This is a genomic window from Streptomyces sp. NPDC006997, assembly GCF_040635175.1.
Lineage (GTDB): Bacteria > Actinomycetota > Actinomycetes > Streptomycetales > Streptomycetaceae > Streptomyces.
Genome location: NZ_JBEYHH010000005.1, coordinates 247447 through 263408, shown reverse-complemented (window position 1 = coordinate 263408; position 15962 = coordinate 247447). Strand labels below are relative to the sequence as shown.

18 protein-coding genes and 3 pseudogenes are annotated in these 15962 nt (G+C 74.0%); 14 read left to right on the top strand and 7 right to left on the bottom strand.

Features of this window, described 5'->3' with window-relative positions; translation table 11 throughout:
* Positions 1 to 54: 54 nt before the first annotated feature.
* From ABZ659_RS07345 to ABZ659_RS07335, 3 genes are read left to right on the top strand one after another with little or no spacing between them, the layout of a single operon-like run.
* Positions 55 to 324, top strand: a complete 270-nt coding sequence (locus ABZ659_RS07345; protein WP_360214416.1) for a LapA family protein — start codon at positions 55 to 57, stop codon at positions 322 to 324.
* Positions 325 to 333: 9 nt separating this feature from the next.
* Entirely contained in the window at positions 334 to 888 is a 555-nt protein-coding gene (locus ABZ659_RS07340; RefSeq protein WP_360214414.1) for a GNAT family protein, read from the top strand.
* 43 nt (positions 889 to 931) lie between these two features.
* On the top strand, positions 932 to 1408 hold the full coding sequence (locus ABZ659_RS07335) for a phage holin family protein (RefSeq protein ID WP_360214412.1): 477 nt from the start codon (positions 932 to 934) through the stop codon (positions 1406 to 1408).
* Between the two features lie 12 nt (positions 1409 to 1420).
* Here ABZ659_RS07335 and ABZ659_RS07330 read toward each other — a convergent pair whose 3' ends face one another.
* Positions 1421 to 2377 carry an LLM class F420-dependent oxidoreductase gene (locus ABZ659_RS07330; protein WP_360214410.1) on the bottom strand — a complete coding sequence of 319 codons (957 nt, stop codon included), beginning with the start codon at positions 2375 to 2377 and terminating at the stop codon, positions 1421 to 1423.
* A 157-nt stretch (positions 2378 to 2534) separates the two neighbouring features.
* Here ABZ659_RS07330 and ABZ659_RS07325 point away from each other — a divergent pair, with 157 nt between their 5' ends.
* From ABZ659_RS07325 to ABZ659_RS07295, 7 genes and pseudogenes are all read left to right on the top strand, one after another.
* Positions 2535 to 4163: an FAD-dependent oxidoreductase gene (locus ABZ659_RS07325; protein ID WP_360214494.1), complete on the top strand. Its 1629-nt coding sequence runs from the start codon at positions 2535 to 2537 to the stop codon at positions 4161 to 4163.
* Positions 4160 to 6010: a transketolase gene (locus ABZ659_RS07320; protein ID WP_360214408.1), complete on the top strand. Its 1851-nt coding sequence runs from the start codon at positions 4160 to 4162 to the stop codon at positions 6008 to 6010. Before ABZ659_RS07325 ends, ABZ659_RS07320 begins: the two co-directional genes overlap by 4 nt.
* A 60-nt stretch (positions 6011 to 6070) precedes the next feature.
* Positions 6071 to 6337 (top strand): annotated as a pseudogene (locus ABZ659_RS07315) (cyclase); the annotation flags it as partial.
* A gap of 2 nt (positions 6338 to 6339) precedes the next feature.
* A pseudogene (locus tag ABZ659_RS07310) lies at positions 6340 to 6540 on the top strand (gas vesicle protein); the annotation flags it as partial.
* The gene (locus tag ABZ659_RS07305) at positions 6537 to 7337 is read left to right on the top strand and encodes a GvpL/GvpF family gas vesicle protein (protein WP_360214406.1); all 801 of its coding nucleotides are present in this window, start codon (positions 6537 to 6539) and stop codon (positions 7335 to 7337) included. The pseudogene ABZ659_RS07310 and the gene ABZ659_RS07305, both read left to right, overlap by 4 nt.
* Positions 7334 to 7522, top strand: a complete 189-nt coding sequence (locus tag ABZ659_RS07300; protein WP_360214404.1) for a gas vesicle protein — start codon at positions 7334 to 7336, stop codon at positions 7520 to 7522. The genes ABZ659_RS07305 and ABZ659_RS07300 overlap by 4 nt, the downstream gene beginning before the upstream one ends.
* Positions 7523 to 7538: 16 nt before the next feature.
* A pseudogene (locus ABZ659_RS07295) lies at positions 7539 to 7825 on the top strand (gas vesicle protein K).
* A 28-nt stretch (positions 7826 to 7853) separates the two neighbouring features.
* Here ABZ659_RS07295 and ABZ659_RS07290 read toward each other — a convergent pair.
* From ABZ659_RS07290 to ABZ659_RS07275, 4 genes are all read right to left on the bottom strand, one after another.
* Positions 7854 to 8024 (bottom strand): hydrophobic protein, encoded by a 171-nt coding sequence (locus ABZ659_RS07290; protein WP_210922403.1) that lies wholly within the window; start codon positions 8022 to 8024, stop codon positions 7854 to 7856.
* A gap of 44 nt (positions 8025 to 8068) precedes the next feature.
* Positions 8069 to 8896 (bottom strand): class I SAM-dependent methyltransferase, encoded by an 828-nt coding sequence (locus ABZ659_RS07285; protein WP_360214401.1) that lies wholly within the window; start codon positions 8894 to 8896, stop codon positions 8069 to 8071.
* 101 nt (positions 8897 to 8997) lie between these two features.
* Positions 8998 to 10530, bottom strand: a complete 1533-nt coding sequence (locus tag ABZ659_RS07280) for a phosphatase PAP2 family protein (protein WP_360214399.1) — start codon at positions 10528 to 10530, stop codon at positions 8998 to 9000.
* Positions 10531 to 10584: 54 nt separating this feature from the next.
* A complete protein-coding gene (locus tag ABZ659_RS07275; protein WP_360214397.1) occupies positions 10585 to 11004 on the bottom strand; it encodes an arsenate reductase ArsC in 420 nt (139 codons plus the stop codon).
* 125 nt (positions 11005 to 11129) lie between these two features.
* On the opposite strand from ABZ659_RS07275, the gene ABZ659_RS07270 reads away from it, so the two are divergent.
* The gene (locus ABZ659_RS07270) at positions 11130 to 11438 is read left to right on the top strand and encodes a metalloregulator ArsR/SmtB family transcription factor (protein WP_360214395.1); all 309 of its coding nucleotides are present in this window, start codon (positions 11130 to 11132) and stop codon (positions 11436 to 11438) included.
* Entirely contained in the window at positions 11435 to 12532 is a 1098-nt protein-coding gene (arsB, locus tag ABZ659_RS07265; RefSeq protein WP_360214393.1) for an ACR3 family arsenite efflux transporter, read from the top strand. Before ABZ659_RS07270 ends, arsB begins: the two co-directional genes overlap by 4 nt.
* 13 nt (positions 12533 to 12545) lie before the next feature.
* Here the strand turns inward: arsB and ABZ659_RS07260 are convergent, their stop codons facing one another.
* Complete coding sequence (locus ABZ659_RS07260) at positions 12546 to 12917, bottom strand: metalloregulator ArsR/SmtB family transcription factor (protein WP_360214391.1); 372 nt, start codon at positions 12915 to 12917, stop codon at positions 12546 to 12548.
* A 92-nt stretch (positions 12918 to 13009) separates the two neighbouring features.
* On the opposite strand from ABZ659_RS07260, the gene ABZ659_RS07255 reads away from it, so the two are divergent.
* Positions 13010 to 14449 carry an NAD(P)-binding domain-containing protein gene (locus tag ABZ659_RS07255; RefSeq protein ID WP_360214389.1) on the top strand — a complete coding sequence of 480 codons (1440 nt, stop codon included), beginning with the start codon at positions 13010 to 13012 and terminating at the stop codon, positions 14447 to 14449.
* A 25-nt stretch (positions 14450 to 14474) separates the two neighbouring features.
* Here ABZ659_RS07255 and ABZ659_RS07250 read toward each other — a convergent pair whose 3' ends face one another.
* Positions 14475 to 15590 (bottom strand): Vms1/Ankzf1 family peptidyl-tRNA hydrolase, encoded by a 1116-nt coding sequence (locus tag ABZ659_RS07250; RefSeq protein WP_360214387.1) that lies wholly within the window; start codon positions 15588 to 15590, stop codon positions 14475 to 14477.
* 57 nt (positions 15591 to 15647) lie between these two features.
* Between ABZ659_RS07250 and ABZ659_RS07245 the strand changes: the two genes are divergently transcribed.
* A complete protein-coding gene (locus ABZ659_RS07245; protein WP_360214385.1) occupies positions 15648 to 15905 on the top strand; it encodes a DUF6158 family protein in 258 nt (85 codons plus the stop codon).
* Positions 15906 to 15962 lie beyond the last annotated feature (57 nt).

The following is a 15962-nucleotide window of genomic DNA, read 5'->3' as shown; positions in this document are numbered from 1 at the left end:
CCGTGGGGCAGCGTTCGCCGCGCGGACGGCCGGTGCGGGGCGCACGCTGGAGCCATGAGCCGGAAGCAGACCGCCCCGGGCGACACCGGCGGTGAGCGGGCCGGTGGTCAGAGCCGTGCGATGACCACCGGCCAGATCGCCGTCCTGGTGCTCGCCCTCCTCGCCCTGGTGTTCGTCTTCGAGAACACCCAGACCACCGAGATCCGCCTGCTGGTGCCGGTGGTGTCCATGCCGCTGTGGGCGGCGCTGCTCGCCATGTGGCTCGTAGGGGCCCTGTGCGGGGCGTACTTCGTCAGGCGGCGCCGGGAACGCGCGAGGCCGTAGGGTGGCGGGGTGCCGCAGCCCGTCTCCCGTCATCTGGCCGAGGGCCCCCGCGTGGGCGTCCGGCACTTCGCCCGCGCCGACGCCGCCGAGTTCGTCGCGCGGGCCCGCGCGAGCCGTGAACTGCACCGGCCCTGGCTCTTCCCGCCGCAGACCGAGCGGGAGTACGCCGGGTACGCGGGGCGGCTCATCGACGACCCCGCCAGGGCCGGGTTCCTGGTCTGCGACCTCGGCGACGGCGGCATCGCCGGGTTCGTCAACATCAACAACATCGTCGGCGGGGCCTTCCAGTGCGGTGCCCTCGGGTACGGGGCGTTCGCGCACGCCGCCGGGCGGGGGCTGATGCGCGAAGGGCTCGGGCTGGTGGTGCGGCACGCGTTCGGGGCGATGGGGCTGCACCGGCTGGAGATCAACGTGCAGCCCGGCAACGCCGCCTCCATCGCCCTGGCCCGCGCCTGCGGCTTCCGCCTGGAGGGCTACTCGCCGGACCTGCTCTTCATCGACGGGGCCTGGCGGGACCACGAACGCTGGGCGTTGACCGTGGAGATGGTCAAGCCGGAGAGCTGACGCCAAGGCGTTACGCTGCGTCGACCGAGGGTACCCGGGCGCCATGAAGCGCCTCGATCATCTGGAACACCTGGACAAGCACCTCGTCGACGAACTGGCGCAGGTGACACGCGAGACGGTCCGGGACGAACTGCACCGCCAGGCGCGCCGGCAGCGGCGCAGGGCCGCGCTGTACGCCGCCTCCGGTGCCGTCGCCCTGTACGCGGGCGCGGCCCTGGCGCTGACCGTGGGCCTCGCCCTCGCCGCCGGACTGCCCGACTGGGCGGCGGCCCTGATCACCGCGGTGCTCCTCGCCGCGATCGCCTACCTGCTGCGCGGGGCCGCCAGCCCCACCCGGCACTCCGGGCCGGAGACGCCCACCGGGGAGGACCGCGTCCACGGCTCCACCCCGCCCGCCGGTACGCCCGGCGGCCTGGGCGGCGGCGTGCCCTACCCGCCGATGCCGCCGACGGCACCCGCGGCGCCCGGCGAGCCCCGGGCCGGGGGGACCGACCCGGAGGGCCCGCACCACCGGGCCTGACCGCTCCCGCGGTCATCCCGGGAGCTGCGGCAGCACCTTCGTGCGGTAGAAGTCGAAGAAGCCGCGCTGGTCGGGCCCGATCTGGTTGACGTACACCCGGTCGAAACCGGCGTCGGCGAAGGCGCTGAGCGCGCCGACGTGCTCGTCCACGTCGTCCCCGCAGACCCGGCCCTCGCGCACCATCTCCTCGGTGACGAGGGACTCGACCTGCTCGAAGTGGCGCGGCGTGGGCAGCACCTGCCCCATCTCGCCGGGGAGCAGCTCGCTGGCCCACAGCCGCCGCACGGTCCGCACCGCCTCGTCGCGGTCGGTGCCGTAGCAGACCTTCGTACCGCCGCTCACCAGCTTGGTGCCCCCGCCGCCCTTGCGGAACTGCTCCACCATCGGCTCATCCGGCATCATCGTGAGGTAGCCGTCGCCGACCCGCGCCGCGAGCGCCGTCGCCTTCGGGCCGAACCCGGAGACGTCGACGGGGACGGGCTCGTCGGGGACCGTGTAGAGGCGGGCGTTCTCCACCGTGTAGTGGGTGCCGCGGTGGCTGACCTCCTCGCCGGTGAACAGCTTCCGCATCACCGCGATGGCCTCCTCCAGCATCTCCATGCGGATGTGCGCGGGCGGCCACGGGTCCCCGAGGACGTGCTCGTTCAGTGCCTCGCCGGTGCCCACCCCCAGCCGGAACCGGCCGCCCGTCATCACCGCGCAGGTCGCGGCGGCCTGCGCCACCACCGCCGGGTGGGTGCGTACCGTCGGGCAGGTCACCGCCGTCTCGATCGGCAGCGACACCGCCTCGGAGAGCGCGCCGATCACCGACCACACGAACGGGCTCTGGCCCTGGGCGTCGTTCCACGGGTGGTAGTGGTCGGAGATCCACAGGGCCTGGAAACCGGCCTGCTCGGCCATCCGGGCCTGCTCGACCAGGTCGGCGGGGCCGTGTTCCTCACAGGACAGGAAGTAGCCGTACTCGGGCATGGGGGGCACCTCCGCGGGGGGCGGGACAGATCGCGGCCCCGAGTTACCCGGCTGCCGGTGCGGAAACCCCGGGCACGTTTGGCCGCCCTGGCCAGGGGGACGCGGAAAGCTCGGACGAGACGCCACCGCCGGAGGAACCGTGAGTCGACCCCGCATCGTGATCGTCGGAGCCGGCTTCGCCGGGTACCGCACGGCCCGTGAGCTGTCGCGGATGGCCCGGGGCAAGGCCGAGATCACCCTGCTCAACCCCACCGACTACTTCCTGTACCTGCCCCTGCTGCCCCAGGTGGCCGCCGGGATCCTGGAGCCACGCCGGGTCACCGTGTCCCTGTCCGGCACCCTGCCCCGGGTGCGCCTGGTGCTCGGCGAGGCCGACGCCCTCGACCTGGACGCGCGCACCGTGCGCTACACCGGCCCCGAGGGCGACACCGGGACCCTGGAATACGACCGTCTGGTGCTCGCCGCGGGCAGCGTCAACAAACTGCTGCCGATCCCCGGCGTCGCCGAGCACGCGCACGGCTTCCGCGGCCTGCCCGAGGCCCTCTACCTCCGGGACCACGTCACCCGGCAGGTGGAGCTGGCCGCCGCGGCCGACGACCCCGAGAGCTGCTCGGCGCGCTGCACCTTCGTCGTCGTCGGCGCCGGGTACACCGGCACGGAGGTCGCCGCGCACGGCCAGCTGTTCACCGACGCGCAGGTCCGCAAGCACCCCCTGCGGGAGGGGATGCGGCCCCGCTGGATCCTGTTGGACATCGCCGAGCGCGTGATGCCCGAGATGGACGAACGGCTCTCCCGCACCGCCGACCGGGTGCTGCGCGAGCGAGGTGTCGACGTCCGGATGGGCACCTCCGTGAAGGAGGCCACGCCCACCGGGGTGCTGCTCAGCGACGGTGAGTTCGTCGACACCCACACGCTGGTGTGGTGCGTGGGCGTCCGGCCCGACCCGCTCGCGGAGTCGCTGGGGCTGCCGATGGAACGCGGACGGCTGCTCGTCGACCCCTACCTCCAGGTGCCCGGACGGCCCGAGGTGTTCGCCTGCGGTGACGCCGCCGCCGTGCCCGACCTGGAGAACCCCGGCCAGTTCACGCCGATGACCGCCCAGCACGCCTGGCGGCACGGCAAGACGTGCGCGCACAACGTCGCCGCGTCGCTGGGCGTGGGGGAGCGGAGGCCGTACCGCCACGGCGACCTCGGGTTCGTGGTCGACCTCGGCGGGACCAAGGCCGCCGCCAACCCCTTCGGGGTGCCGCTGTCCGGGCCGCTCGCCGGTGCCGTGACCCGTGGCTACCACCTCGCCGCGATGCCCGGCAACCGCGTCCGGGTCGCCGCCGACTGGCTGCTGGACGCCGTACTGCCGCGGCAGGCCGTGCAGTTGGGCCTCGTACGGTCCTGGTCCGTCCCGCTGGACACGGCGTCACCGGAACTGGTGCGGATGCCGGACGCCGACGGCGACGGCGGCAAGGAGGGCGGGAGGAACCAGCCTTCGGAGCCCGCGAGGAACCAGCCGGGCGGTGAGCCGGCGAGGAACCAGCCGGGCGGTGAGCCGGCGAGGAACCAGCCGGGCGGTGAGCCGGCGAGGAACCAGCCGGGCGGTGAGCCGGCCAAGAACCAGCCGGGCGGTGAGCCCGCGAAGAACCAGCCGGGCGGTGAACCGGCCAAGAACCAGCCCGGCGGCGAGCCCGCGAAGAACCAACCCGGCGGCGAACCGGCGCACCCCGCCCCCGGCCCCGTCAAGCGCACCGACCCCGACATGAAGCCCGACCACCCCACGGAGGGAGAGGCATGAACAGCGGTGAACTCGTCGACCTCGGTCAGCAGTTGCGCGTGGACAGCGTCCGGGCGGCAGCCGCCGCGGGCTCCGGACACCCCACGTCCTCGATGTCGGCGGCGGACCTGATGGCCGTCCTGCTGGCGAACCACCTGCACTACGACTTCGAACGCCCCGCCCACCCCTGCAACGACCGCCTCATCCTCTCCAAGGGCCACGCCTCCCCCCTGCTGTACGCCGCCTACAAGGCCGCCGGCGCCATCGACGACGAGGAACTGCTCACCTTCCGCGAGCTGGGCAGCAGGCTGGAGGGGCACCCCACGCCGCGGCGGCTGCCGTGGGTGGAGACCGCCACCGGCTCCCTCGGGCAGGGTCTGCCCGTCGGCGTCGGCGTCGCCCTCGCGGGCAAACGGCTGGACCGCGCCGGTGACTACCGGGTGTGGGTGCTGTGCGGCGACAGCGAACTCGCCGAGGGCTCCGTGTGGGAGGCCGCCGAGCACGCCGCGTACGAGCACCTCGACAACCTCACCGCGGTCGTCGACGTCAACCGGCTCGGCCAGCGCGGCCCCACCCGGCACGGCCACGACCTCGACGCCTACGCCCGCCGCTTCCAGGCGTTCGGCTGGCACACCGTCGAGGTCGACGGCCACGACGTCGACGCCGTCGACCGCGCCTACGGCGAGGCCCTGTCCACCAGGGGCCAGCCCACCGCGATCCTCGCCCGCACCCTCAAGGGCAGGGGCGTCGCGGCCGTCGAGGACCGCGAGGGCCTGCACGGCAAGCCGCTGCCGGACGCCGACGAGGCCGTCGCCGAACTCGGCGGCCCCCGGGACCTCCGCGTCGAGGTCCACGAACCGCCCGCCACCCGGATGCTGCACGCCGTGCGCACCGGACCCGTCGAGCTGCCCCGCTGGGACCTGGGCGAGGAGGTCGCCACCCGCGACGCCTACGGCAAGGCGCTCGCCGCCCTCGGCGGCGGACGCGGCGACGTCGTCGCCCTCGACGGCGAGGTCAGCGACTCCACCCGGGCCGAGTTCTTCGCCAAGGAACACCCCGAGCGGTTCTTCGAGTGCTACATCGCCGAGCAGCAGCTCGTCGCGGCGGCGGTGGGCCTGGCGGCGCGCGGCTGGGTGCCGTACGCGTCGTCGTTCGCGGCGTTCCTCACCCGCGCCCACGACTTCGTGCGGATGGCCGCCGTCAGCGGTGCCGGGATCAACGTCGTCGGCTCGCACGCGGGCGTGGCCATCGGGCAGGACGGGCCCTCTCAGATGGGCCTGGAGGACCTGGCGATGTTCCGGGCCGTGCACGGCTCGACCGTGCTCTACCCGTGCGACGCCAACCAGACCGCGCACCTGGTCGGGGCCATGGCGGGTCTGGACGGCGTCCGCTACCTGCGCACCTCGCGCGGCAAGAGCGCCGTGATCTACCCGCCCGGCGAGGAGTTCCCCGTCGGCGGCAGCAAGGTGCTGCGCTCCTCCGCCGACGACCGGCTCACCCTCGTCGCCGCGGGCGTGACCGTGCCCGAGGCGCTCGCCGCCGCCGACGCCCTCGACGAGCGCGGCATCCAGGTGCGCGTCATCGACCTGTACTCCGTCAAGCCCGTCGACCGGGCCACCCTGCGCCAGGCCGCCGAGGACACCGGCTGCCTGCTCACCGTCGAGGACCACCACGAGGAGGGCGGCCTCGGCGACGCCGTCCTCGACGCCTTCGTCGACGGGCGCCCCGTGCCCCGCCTGGCGCGCCTCGCCGTCCGGACGATGCCGGGCTCGGCCAGCCCCGCCGAACAGCTGCGCGCGGCGGGCATCGACGCGGAGTCGATCGCCGCGTCCGTGGAACTCCTCGTGGAGCAGGCGGTCGTACGATGAGCCGCGGCGCCGTGCGGACGGTACGGGCCGGTCCCGGCTGCCGAAGGGAGGCGGTGACCGATGAGCAAGACGCCCCCGGGAGCGGACGCGCTCACCGGAGTGGCCCGCAGCGAGGCCGCCGACCGGCTGAAGGCGGAGGCGCAGGAGTACCTCGCCGCCCAGGCCCAGCGCGTGCTGGTCGGGCTCGGCCGCAAGCTCGGCGAGACCACCGTCCGGCTGAACGACATCGCCGAGGGCAAGAGCCCCGGCTTCGCCCAGCTCGCCCTCGACGGCGGCCGCAAGCTCGCCGAGGGCAAGGGCCCGCTGCGCAGCGCGCTGGAGGTCGGCACATCGAGCTGCTCACCATCAAGCTCCGGCTCATCGTGGCCTCGGTGGACAAAGCCAAGGAGATGGGCATCGACTGGTGGGAGGACGACCCGGCGCTGTCCACCCGGGCCCGCCGCGACGAGCTGTCCCGGGAGAACGCCGAGCTGCGGGCCCGGCTGGCGCAGCTGGAGCCCGGCCGGGTCCGGGAGGAGGAGGCGTCGTGACCGGACTGCGGTACGTGTACGCCGTCTGCCGCCCCTTCGGCACCCCGCTCCAGGCCCAGCTCGCGGGCGTGGCCGGGGACCCGCCCCGGCTGATGCCGCACCGGGGCCTGGTCGCCGTGGTCAGCCATGTGCCGGAGGCCGACTTCGCGGAGGAGCCGCTGCGGTCGCACCTGGAGGACCTGGACTGGCTCACCGGGGTGGCGCGGGCCCACCAGGGCGTGATCGACGCCCTCACCACCGTGACCACCCCGCTGCCGCTGCGGCTCGCCACCGTCTTCCGGGACGACAGCGGCGTACGCACGATGATCGAGGCGCGCGAGGCCGACTTCCGGCAGACGCTGGACCGGCTGGAGGGGCGGGTCGAGTGGGGGGTGAAGGTCTACCTCCCGGCCGAGGCGGAGGCGCCGTCCGCCCCGGAGCCCCGCCGGGCGCCCCCGGCCGCGTCCGGCCGTGACTACCTGCGCCAGCGCAGCAGGCAGGCCCGGACCCGCGAGGACTCCTGGCAGCGGGCCGAGGCCTTCGCGACGCGGCTGCACCGCACCCTCGCCGCGCACGCCGAGGACACCCGGCTGCACGCGCCGCAGAGCCCGGCGCTGTCCGGCGCGTCCGGACGGAACGTGCTCAACGCCGCCTATCTGGTGCCGCGCGCCGATTCCGAGGAGTTCGTGGAAATCGTGGACCGCACGAAGGACGAGACGGAGAACGGCGCCTCCGGAATCCGGGTGGAACTCACCGGACCGTGGGCGGCCTACTCCTTCGTGGAAGTCCCCGGGGAATTCGGGGAGGGCCGGACGTGACCGTCGTGGAGCGCCGGGAGATCGCCCTCGTCGACCTGCTGGACCGGCTGCTGGCCGGGGGTGTTGTCATCACCGGCGACGTCACCCTGCGGATCGCGGACGTCGACCTCGTCCGGATCGATCTGAACGCCCTGATCAGCTCGGTGAACGCCCGCGTTCCCGCGCCCTGGGAGGAGAGCGCATGACCTGGAGGGAGAGCGCATGACCGCCCGCCGAGGCCGTCTCGACCTGGAGCCGGACACTGTCGAACGCGACCTGGTGAAACTGGTCCTCACGGTGGTGGAACTGCTCCGCCAGCTCATGGAGCGGCAGGCGCTGCGCCGTTTCGACGAGGGGGACCTCAGCGAGGAGCAGGAGGAGCGGATCGGGCTCACCCTGATGTGCTGCTGGACGACCGGATGACGGAGCTGCGGGAGCGGTACGGACTGCGGCCCGAGGACCTGAACCTGGACCTCGGGCCGCTCGGACCTCTGCTGCCCCGGGACTGAGGGTCAGCCCCTCGGTCCCGGGGGTCGTTCACCACCTGTACCAGCGGCTACGGCCTCCCGCCGCGCTGGTGCCCCGGAAGAGGAATCCCAGCAGCCATACGACGAGTACCGCCAGCGCTATCCACCAGAGCGCCTTCAACGCGAATCCGGCGCCGAACAGAATGAGCGCCAGGAGCAGCACGATCAGGATGGGTACCATGTTCTGTCAACCTCCTGTCGTACGGGTTTCCTGAATTTCGCTTCTCAGGCTTGTTTTCTGCACAGGATCTCCCCGTGCAGGACACTGAACCAGCCGTCCTCCCGCTCGCCCCACTCCCGCCACGCCCGGGACACCGCGCGCAGTTCCCCTTCGGTCGCGTGGCCGCCGCCGGTGGCCCGGTCGGCGTAGGCCGAGGCCAGGGTGCGGTCCGCCCACAGGTCGCTCCACCAGGCGCGTTCGTCGGGGGTGGCGAAGGTCCAGGTGGCGGAGGTGGCGGTGACGTCGGCGGCGTCGAAGCCCGCCCGCAGCGCCCAGGACCGCAGCCGTCGCCCGGCGTCCGGCTCGCCGCCGTTGGCCCGGGACACCCGCTCGTACAGGTCCAGCCAGCCGTCCAGGCCCGGTGCGGCGGGGTACCAGGTCATCGCCGCGTAGTCGGCGTCCCGGACGGCGACGAACCCGCCGGGCCGGGTGACCCGCCGCATCTCGCTCAGCGCGCGTACCGGGTCGCCGACGTGTTGGAGCACCTGGTGGGCGTGGACCACGCAGAAGGTGTCGTCGGGGTAGTCCAGCGCGTGCACGTCGGCGACCGCGAAGTCCACGTTGGCCAGGCCGCGTTCGGCGGCGGTGGCGCGGGCCCGCTCCAGGACGCCCGGCGCGTGGTCCACGGCGGTGACGTGGCCGTCGTGGACCAGCTCCGCCAGGTCGGCGGTGATCGTGCCGGGCCCGCAGCCGATGTCCAGGACCTTCATGTGGGGCTTCAGCGAAGGGAGCAGGTAGGCCGCGGAGTTGGCTGCCGTCCGCCAGGTGTGCGAACGCAGGACGGACTCGTGGTGCCCGTGCGTGTAGACGGCGGTCTCACGGGTTTCCGGCATGGCTGTGCCCTTCGCGAGGTGATCGGAACCAGGTACGGACACCGTACGCCCGCCGACCGAATGATGAGACCCCTGGTTTCGCCATGTGGACTGACGGTACATCAGTTGTCGCCGGGCAGGGGGCGGTACACCGTCAGCGCCTCCGGCAGCTTCTCCAGCACCACCTCGCCCGCCACCTCGGTGACCTCGCCGTCGTGGGCGAGCGGTGTGCCCGGCGGCACGTCGGCCAGCCGCAGCCGGGGCACCTGGACGGCGGCGGGGGCGGGATGGGGGTCCCTCCCGCTCGGGCGGAGTCGGGAGTGGGGGAGGCTGAGGGGTCCGGCGAGGGCGGCGGCGAGCAGGCGCAGCGCGGGGCGACGGCCGCCGTGCACCACCCGCACGTCCAGTTGCCCGTCCGCCAGGTCCAGGCGGCGGCCGGGGACCAGGCCCATCCGGTGGTAGGTGCCGTTGCCCGCGAACAGCAGCCACAGCGGCCGGGCGCCACCGTCGAGCCGCACCTCCAGCGGATGCCGGTCGGCGCGCAGCACCCGCAGTGCCGCGAGCACCCCGGCGGGCCAGGTGCCGATCCGCCCCGCGAAGCGGTCCCGCTCCCTGACCAGTTCCGGGTAGACGCCGAGGCTGCACGTGTTCAGGAACACCCCGTGCTGGTCGCCGCAGCCGAACCGGCCCACGTCGACCCGGACCGCCTCGCCGCGCCGCACCGCCCGGCTGAACGCGCCCGCGTCCTCCACGCCCAGGTCCTGCGCGAAGTGGTTGAGGGTGCCGCCCGGCAGCACGGCCAGCGGCAGGGAGTGCCGCAGCGCGGTCCCGGCCGCCGCGTTCACCGTGCCGTCGCCGCCGCACACCCCGAGCACCCGGGCGCGGGCAGCCGCCTTCTCCAACTCGGCGGCCACGTCCCGCGGATCGCACTCCACGACCTCGGCGGCGGGCAGCACGGCCCGCAGTGCCCGCACCCGGTCCGCGGTGCCCGCCGCGGTGTTCGCCACCACGACCAGCCCCGCCCCGTCGGGCAGCGCCGGGACCTCGGCGCGGGGCCGGGCGGGCGGCACCCGCTGGGTCCGGGTCGGCGCCATCCCCCGTACGGCGAAGGCGGCGCCGACCCCGAACGCGGCGCCCGCCAGGACGTCGCTGGGGAAGTGCGCCCCGGTGTAGATCCGTGACATCGCCACCGAGAACGCCACCGGCGCCACCGCCGCGCCCCACGCCGGGGACTCCATGGTCACGCCCGCCGCGAACGCCGCCGCGGAGGCGGAGTGGCCGGAGGGGAAGGATGTCGTGATCGGCTGCCGCTTCAGGTGCCGTACCGCCGGGACCGGGTCGAGGGCCGGGCGGGGGCGGCGCACCGAGCGTTTGCCGAGGGTGTTGATGGTGGCCGAGGCCAGCGCGAGGGAGGCCAGCCCGCGGGCGGCGGCCCTCCGGCCGCGCGGGGTGCGGCTCGCGGCCATCGCGGCGGCCGTCGCGAACCACAGCACCCCGTGGTTGGCGCTGTGGCTCAGCCGCGGCAGCACCCGCTGCGCGTACGGCCAGTGCCGGGCCGCGGCGAACTCGAACAGTCGGCTGTCCAGGCCCAGCAGTCGCGCCCGCGCGGAGTGCCGGCCGGGCTGGGGAACGGTGAGGTCGACATCGGGACTCATACGGGTGCGGGTACCCGCTGGCCACCGGATGTCGCGCGCCGTACCGACGGAGGGTCAGGCCTCCCGCGTGGCGTCGATCTCGGCGACGAGGGCCTCGACGCGGGCCCTGATCTCGTCGCGGATGGGGCGGACGGCGTCGACGCCCTTGCCGGCGGGGTCTTCCAGGGCCCAGTCGAGGTACTTCCTGCCGGGGAAGACGGGACAGGCGTCGCCGCAGCCCATGGTGATGACGTAGTCGGACGCCTGGACGGCCTCGGTGGTGAGGACCTTCGGCCGGGCGGTGGAGATGTCGACGCCGGCCTCGGCCATCGCCTCGACGGCCGAGGGGTTGACCTGGTCGCCGGGGAGGGAACCGGCGGAGCGTACCTCGACGCGGTCGCCCGCGAGGTGCTGGAGGAATCCCGCGGCCATCTGCGAGCGGCCGGCGTTGTGGACACAGACGAACAGCACGGAGGCGAGCGGAGCGGAGGACATGCGTTCTTCCTTCACGAGGTCACGAGGTCACGAGGTCACGAGGTGCGGGCCGGGGGAGCGCCCCCGGCGGGCCACAGGTCAGCCCTGGCTGGTATCAGCGCCGGATGATGTGACAGTATCAGCCCATGATGACGTCAGTCGACGCTGACCTGATCCGGGTGCTGGCCGACCCGCTCAGGTTCCGGATCGTGACCCTGCTCGCCCGCGAGACGCTGTGCACCACCCACCTGGTGGAGGAGACCGGCGCCCGGCAGACCAACCTCTCCAACCACCTGAGAGTGCTGCGCGAGGCCGGTGTCGTCGACACCGAGCCGTGCGGGCGCTTCACCTACTACCGGCTCCGCCCCGACGTCATCGCCCAGCTCGCCGGGCACTTCGCCGACCTGGCCGAACAGGCCCGTACCGCCGCAGAGAACAAGAGGGCCTGCCCGTGACCCGCGCCAAAGCGCCCGCGACGACCCCGGAAGCGTCCGTCGTCGCCCGGCTCTCCACCCTGGACCGCTACCTCGCCGTGTGGATCCTCATCGCCATGGCCGTCGGCCTCGGTCTCGGCCGGGCGGTCCCCGGACTGAACGACGCGCTGGCGAAGGTGGAGGTCGGCGGGATCTCCCTGCCGATCGCGCTCGGCCTGCTGGTCATGATGTACCCGGTCCTGGCCAAGGTCCGCTACGACAGGCTGGACGCCGTCACCGGCGACCGCAGGCTGATGGTCTCCTCGCTGGTCATCAACTGGGTGGTGGGACCCGCGGTGATGTTCGCGCTGGCGTGGACCTTCCTGCCTGACCTGCCCGAGTACCGCACCGGCCTGATCATCGTCGGTCTGGCCCGCTGTATCGCCATGGTCATCATCTGGAACGACCTCGCCTGCGGCGACCGGGAGGCCGCCGCCGTCCTCGTCGCCCTGAACTCCGTCTTCCAGGTCCTGGCGTTCGGCCTGCTCGGCTGGTTCTACCTCGACCTGCTGCCCGGCTGGCTGGGCCTGGGCGACGGCGAGCGCCTCGACATCTCCATGGGCAGGATCGCCCTGAACGTGGTCGTCTTCCTCGGCGTCCCGCTGCTGGCCGGGTTCCTCACCCGCCGCGTCGGCGAGCGGAGGCTGGGCCGCGCCGACTACGAGACGAGGTTCCTGCCGCGGATCGGCCCGTGGGCGCTGTACGGGCTGCTGTTCACCATCGTGATCCTCTTCGCCCTCCAGGGGAAGACGATCACCTCGCAGCCGCTGGACGTCGCCCGGATCGCGCTGCCGCTGCTGGCGTACTTCGCGGTCATGTTCTTCGGCACGTTCCTGCTCGGCAAGGGCCTGGGGCTCCCGTACGACCGCACCGCGACGCTCGCCTTCACGGCGGCGGGCAACAACTTCGAGCTGGCCATCGCCGTCGCCATCGCCACCTTCGGGGTCACCTCCGGCCAGGCGCTGTCCGGCGTCGTCGGCCCGCTCATCGAGGTGCCGGTGCTGATCGGCCTGGTCTACGTCGCGCTCGCCTGGCGCCGGAGGTTCACGACCGACGCGGGGGTGACGGCCCCCTGAGCGGCTCCGGGTGTCAGGCCGCGGTGGGCGGGGCCAGCAGCTTGCCCATCGCGGCCAGCACGGACGGCTCGACCCGGTAGTAGACCCAGGTGCCGCGCCGCTCGGAGGTGAGCAGGCCCGCCTCCCTGAGCTTCTTCAGGTGGTGGGAGACGGTGGGCTGGGAGACGCCGACGTCGGAGATGTCGCAGACGCACGCCTCGCCGCCCTCGTGCGAGGCCACGGCGGAGAACAGCCGCAGCCGGACCGGATCACCGAGCGCCTTGAACATCCGCGCCGCCGTCTCGGCCTCGTCGGCGGTCATCGGACGCTCGGTCAGCGGCGGGCAGCACGGGGCCGCACCCTGGCCGTCGGCTTCGAGCAGTGGGAGCGTCTTCGTGTTCGACATGCGTCTATGTTGACACACGTCTAACCAGCGCGGGGTGGACCCGCCCACGACTTCGATAGATGTCTATGTTGACGACTGTCGATACAGGTGCCATGCTGGGCCGCGCAAGACATCGACAGACGTCGAAACACGAACTAGGAGTCGTCGTGACGCTGCCCGTCGTCGTGATCGGAGCCGGACCCGTCGGTCTGGCCGCCGCCGCCCACCTGATCGACCGGGGCATCGAGCCCCTGGTCCTGGAAGCCGGGCAGACGGCCGGTGCCGCGGTGCGCGCGTGGTCGCACGTGCGGCTGTTCTCCACCTGGGACGAGGTCGTCGACCCGGCCGCCGAGAAGCTCCTGGCCCCCACCGGCTGGACCCGGCCCGACCCGGCCACCTACCCCTCCGGCGGCGACTGGGCCGCGTCCTACCTGCGGCCGCTGGCCGACGTCCTCGGCGACCGCGTCCGCCTCGGCGCCACCGTCACGGGCGTCTCGCGCACCGGACGGGACCGCATCGTGGACGCCGACCGCGAGCGGCAGCCGTTCGTCGTGCACGTCGCCCACGCCGACGGCCGGGAGGAGCGCCTCCTCGCCCGCGCCGTCATCGACGCCTCCGGCACCTGGGCCACCCCGTCCCCGGCCGGCGGCAGCGGGCTCCCCGCCCTCGGCGAGAAGGCCGCCGCGGACCGGATCAGCTACCGCCTCCCCGACCTCGGGGACCCGGCGGTGCGCGCCCGGTACGCGGGCAGGCGGACCGCCGTCATCGGCTCCGGCGCCTCCGCCTTCACCGCCCTCGCCTCCCTCGCGGACCTCGCCACGTCCGACGACGGCGCGGGAACGAAGGGCGTGTGGATCCTACGCCGGGGCATCTCCGGCTCGACCTTCGGCGGCGGCGAGGCCGACCAGCTCCCCGCCCGCGGCGCCCTGGGCCTGGCGGCGAAGGCCGCCGTCGACCAGGGCCACGCGGACGCGGTCACCGGCTTCCGCACCGAGGCCGTCGAACGCGACGGCGACGGCCGCCTGGTCCTGGTCGGCGAGGACGGGCGCCGCCTCGACGCGGTCGACGAGGTCATCGTGCTGACCGGCTTCCGCCCCGACCTGTCCTTCCTGGACGAACTGCGCCTGGGCCTCGACGAGCGCCTCCAGGCACCCGTCGAGCTGGCACCGCTCATCGACCCCAACCAGCACTCCTGCGGCACCGTCTACCCGCACGGCCACCGCGAACTGTCCCACCCCGAACAGGGCGTGTACCTGGTCGGCATGAAGTCCTACGGCCGCGCGCCGACGTTCCTCGCGATGACCGGCTACGAGCAGGTCCGCTCCGTCGCCGCGGCCATCGCCGGGGACCTGGAGTCCGCCGACCGCGTGGAACTGACCCTGCCCGAGACCGGGGTCTGCGGGGGCGCGGGCCTCTTCGACACCCCCGACGCCCAGCAGGCCGACGGCGGCGGCTGCTGCGCGCCCGTGCCCGAGCTCGTCCAGCTCGGCGCACCCGCCGCGGCCGGCACGGCCGCCGAGCAGGCGCCGGCGGGCGGCTGCTGCGGCTCGTGACCGGCCTGGCCGGAGGGGCCCCGCGTCACCGCCAGCGCAGCAGGGCGCCGAGGCCGCCCGTGGGGACCTCCGCGTCGTGCGCCGAACGCGACGGGGCCAGCGACAGGGCCGGGGCGCCCGTCGTTACCGCCGAGCGGATCAGGGCGTCGTCCGCGCGGGCCGACCAGGAGTCCTGCTCGCCGAGCACCTTCAGCTCGGTGCGGCGCGTCGCCAGCTGGTCGGGGTCCTCGCCGATCCACACCTCGCGGTGCGTGTCGGGGCCCTCCGGCACCACCAGCAACTCGTCCAGCCGGTGCTCGCGCGCCGCCTCCACCAGCGCGGGCACGCCCTCCACCGCCGCCGGCCGCCCCTCGGCGTCCGGGGCGCGGGCGGCGAGGAACCGCTCGACCTCCGCCTCGGCCTGCCGCCGTACGTGTCCGGCGCGGATCTCCTCCACCTCGGCGTCCAGCAGCCGGCTGCCGGGCCCGCGCTCCGCCTCCACGGCCCGGTCGTGCAGCCGCCGCGGCAGCCGCTCGCGCACCGAACGCCGCTCGCGCTCGTCCCCGACCAGGACCAGCAGGTCGGCCCGGGTCTCCTCCTGGCAGACCGCGAGCGAGTCCGCGATCTCGGCCGCGTTGTGCTCCCAGGTGTTCTCCACCCGCAGCTGGAAGTGGCGCTCCGACCAGTCGACGGTGCTGGTCCGGTGCACCGGCCACTGCCGCCCGGCGACCGTGCCCGCGTCCTCCCTGGCCAGCGCGGAGCGCAGCTCGAAGTCGGCGCCCTTGCGGTCGATGTACGCCACCACGCACACCGGGTCCTCACCGGCCAGGTCGAGCAGCGGCGCGACCCGTGGCAGCGGCGCCCAGACGGCCCAGTCGCGCTGCGGCGGACGGGCGAGCGACGGATCGAGGACGACTTCCCCCGCGCGGGCGAACAGGGCCCGCCCGTGCGGTTCGGGGGAGTGCCGCAACTCCTCGGCGGCGTCCCGCACGGCCCGGCAGGTCGCCGCGTCGGCGCCCTGGTCCGCGAGGTCCTGAGCCATGGCCTCGGCCGTCACGTGCCGCTCGTGCGGGGTGTCCTCCGTATGCCGGGAGGTGTTCAGGTACACGGAGGCCCAGGGGCCGGAATGTTCGTAGAGTGGATGCAGGAACGCGAGATCCATGGCTCCCTCCCGGATGCCGCTCGGGGGTAGTGCGTCCCGGGCGGGTACCCGAACGGCATGAACGAACACGACGAGCGGGGCACCACCATGACCGGAGTCGACCCGGGCCAGTTGGACGACCAGCAGCTGATGCAGGAGCTGGAGAGCATCCACCGCACGCGCCACGACACCCTCCTGTACGGCTCGAACGACGCGCTGCGCGCCCACAACGAACGCATGGCACAACTGGAGGGCGAGTACCTGCGCCGCAACCCGACCCGCTTCGTGGCGGCGGGCCGCACCCGCGAGGGCGCCCGCGAGCGCGACGCGATGTGACCCGGACGTCGAGTTCCCCACGCCCTCGGGGGCGCGGGGAACCGTGGACGGCGGCTC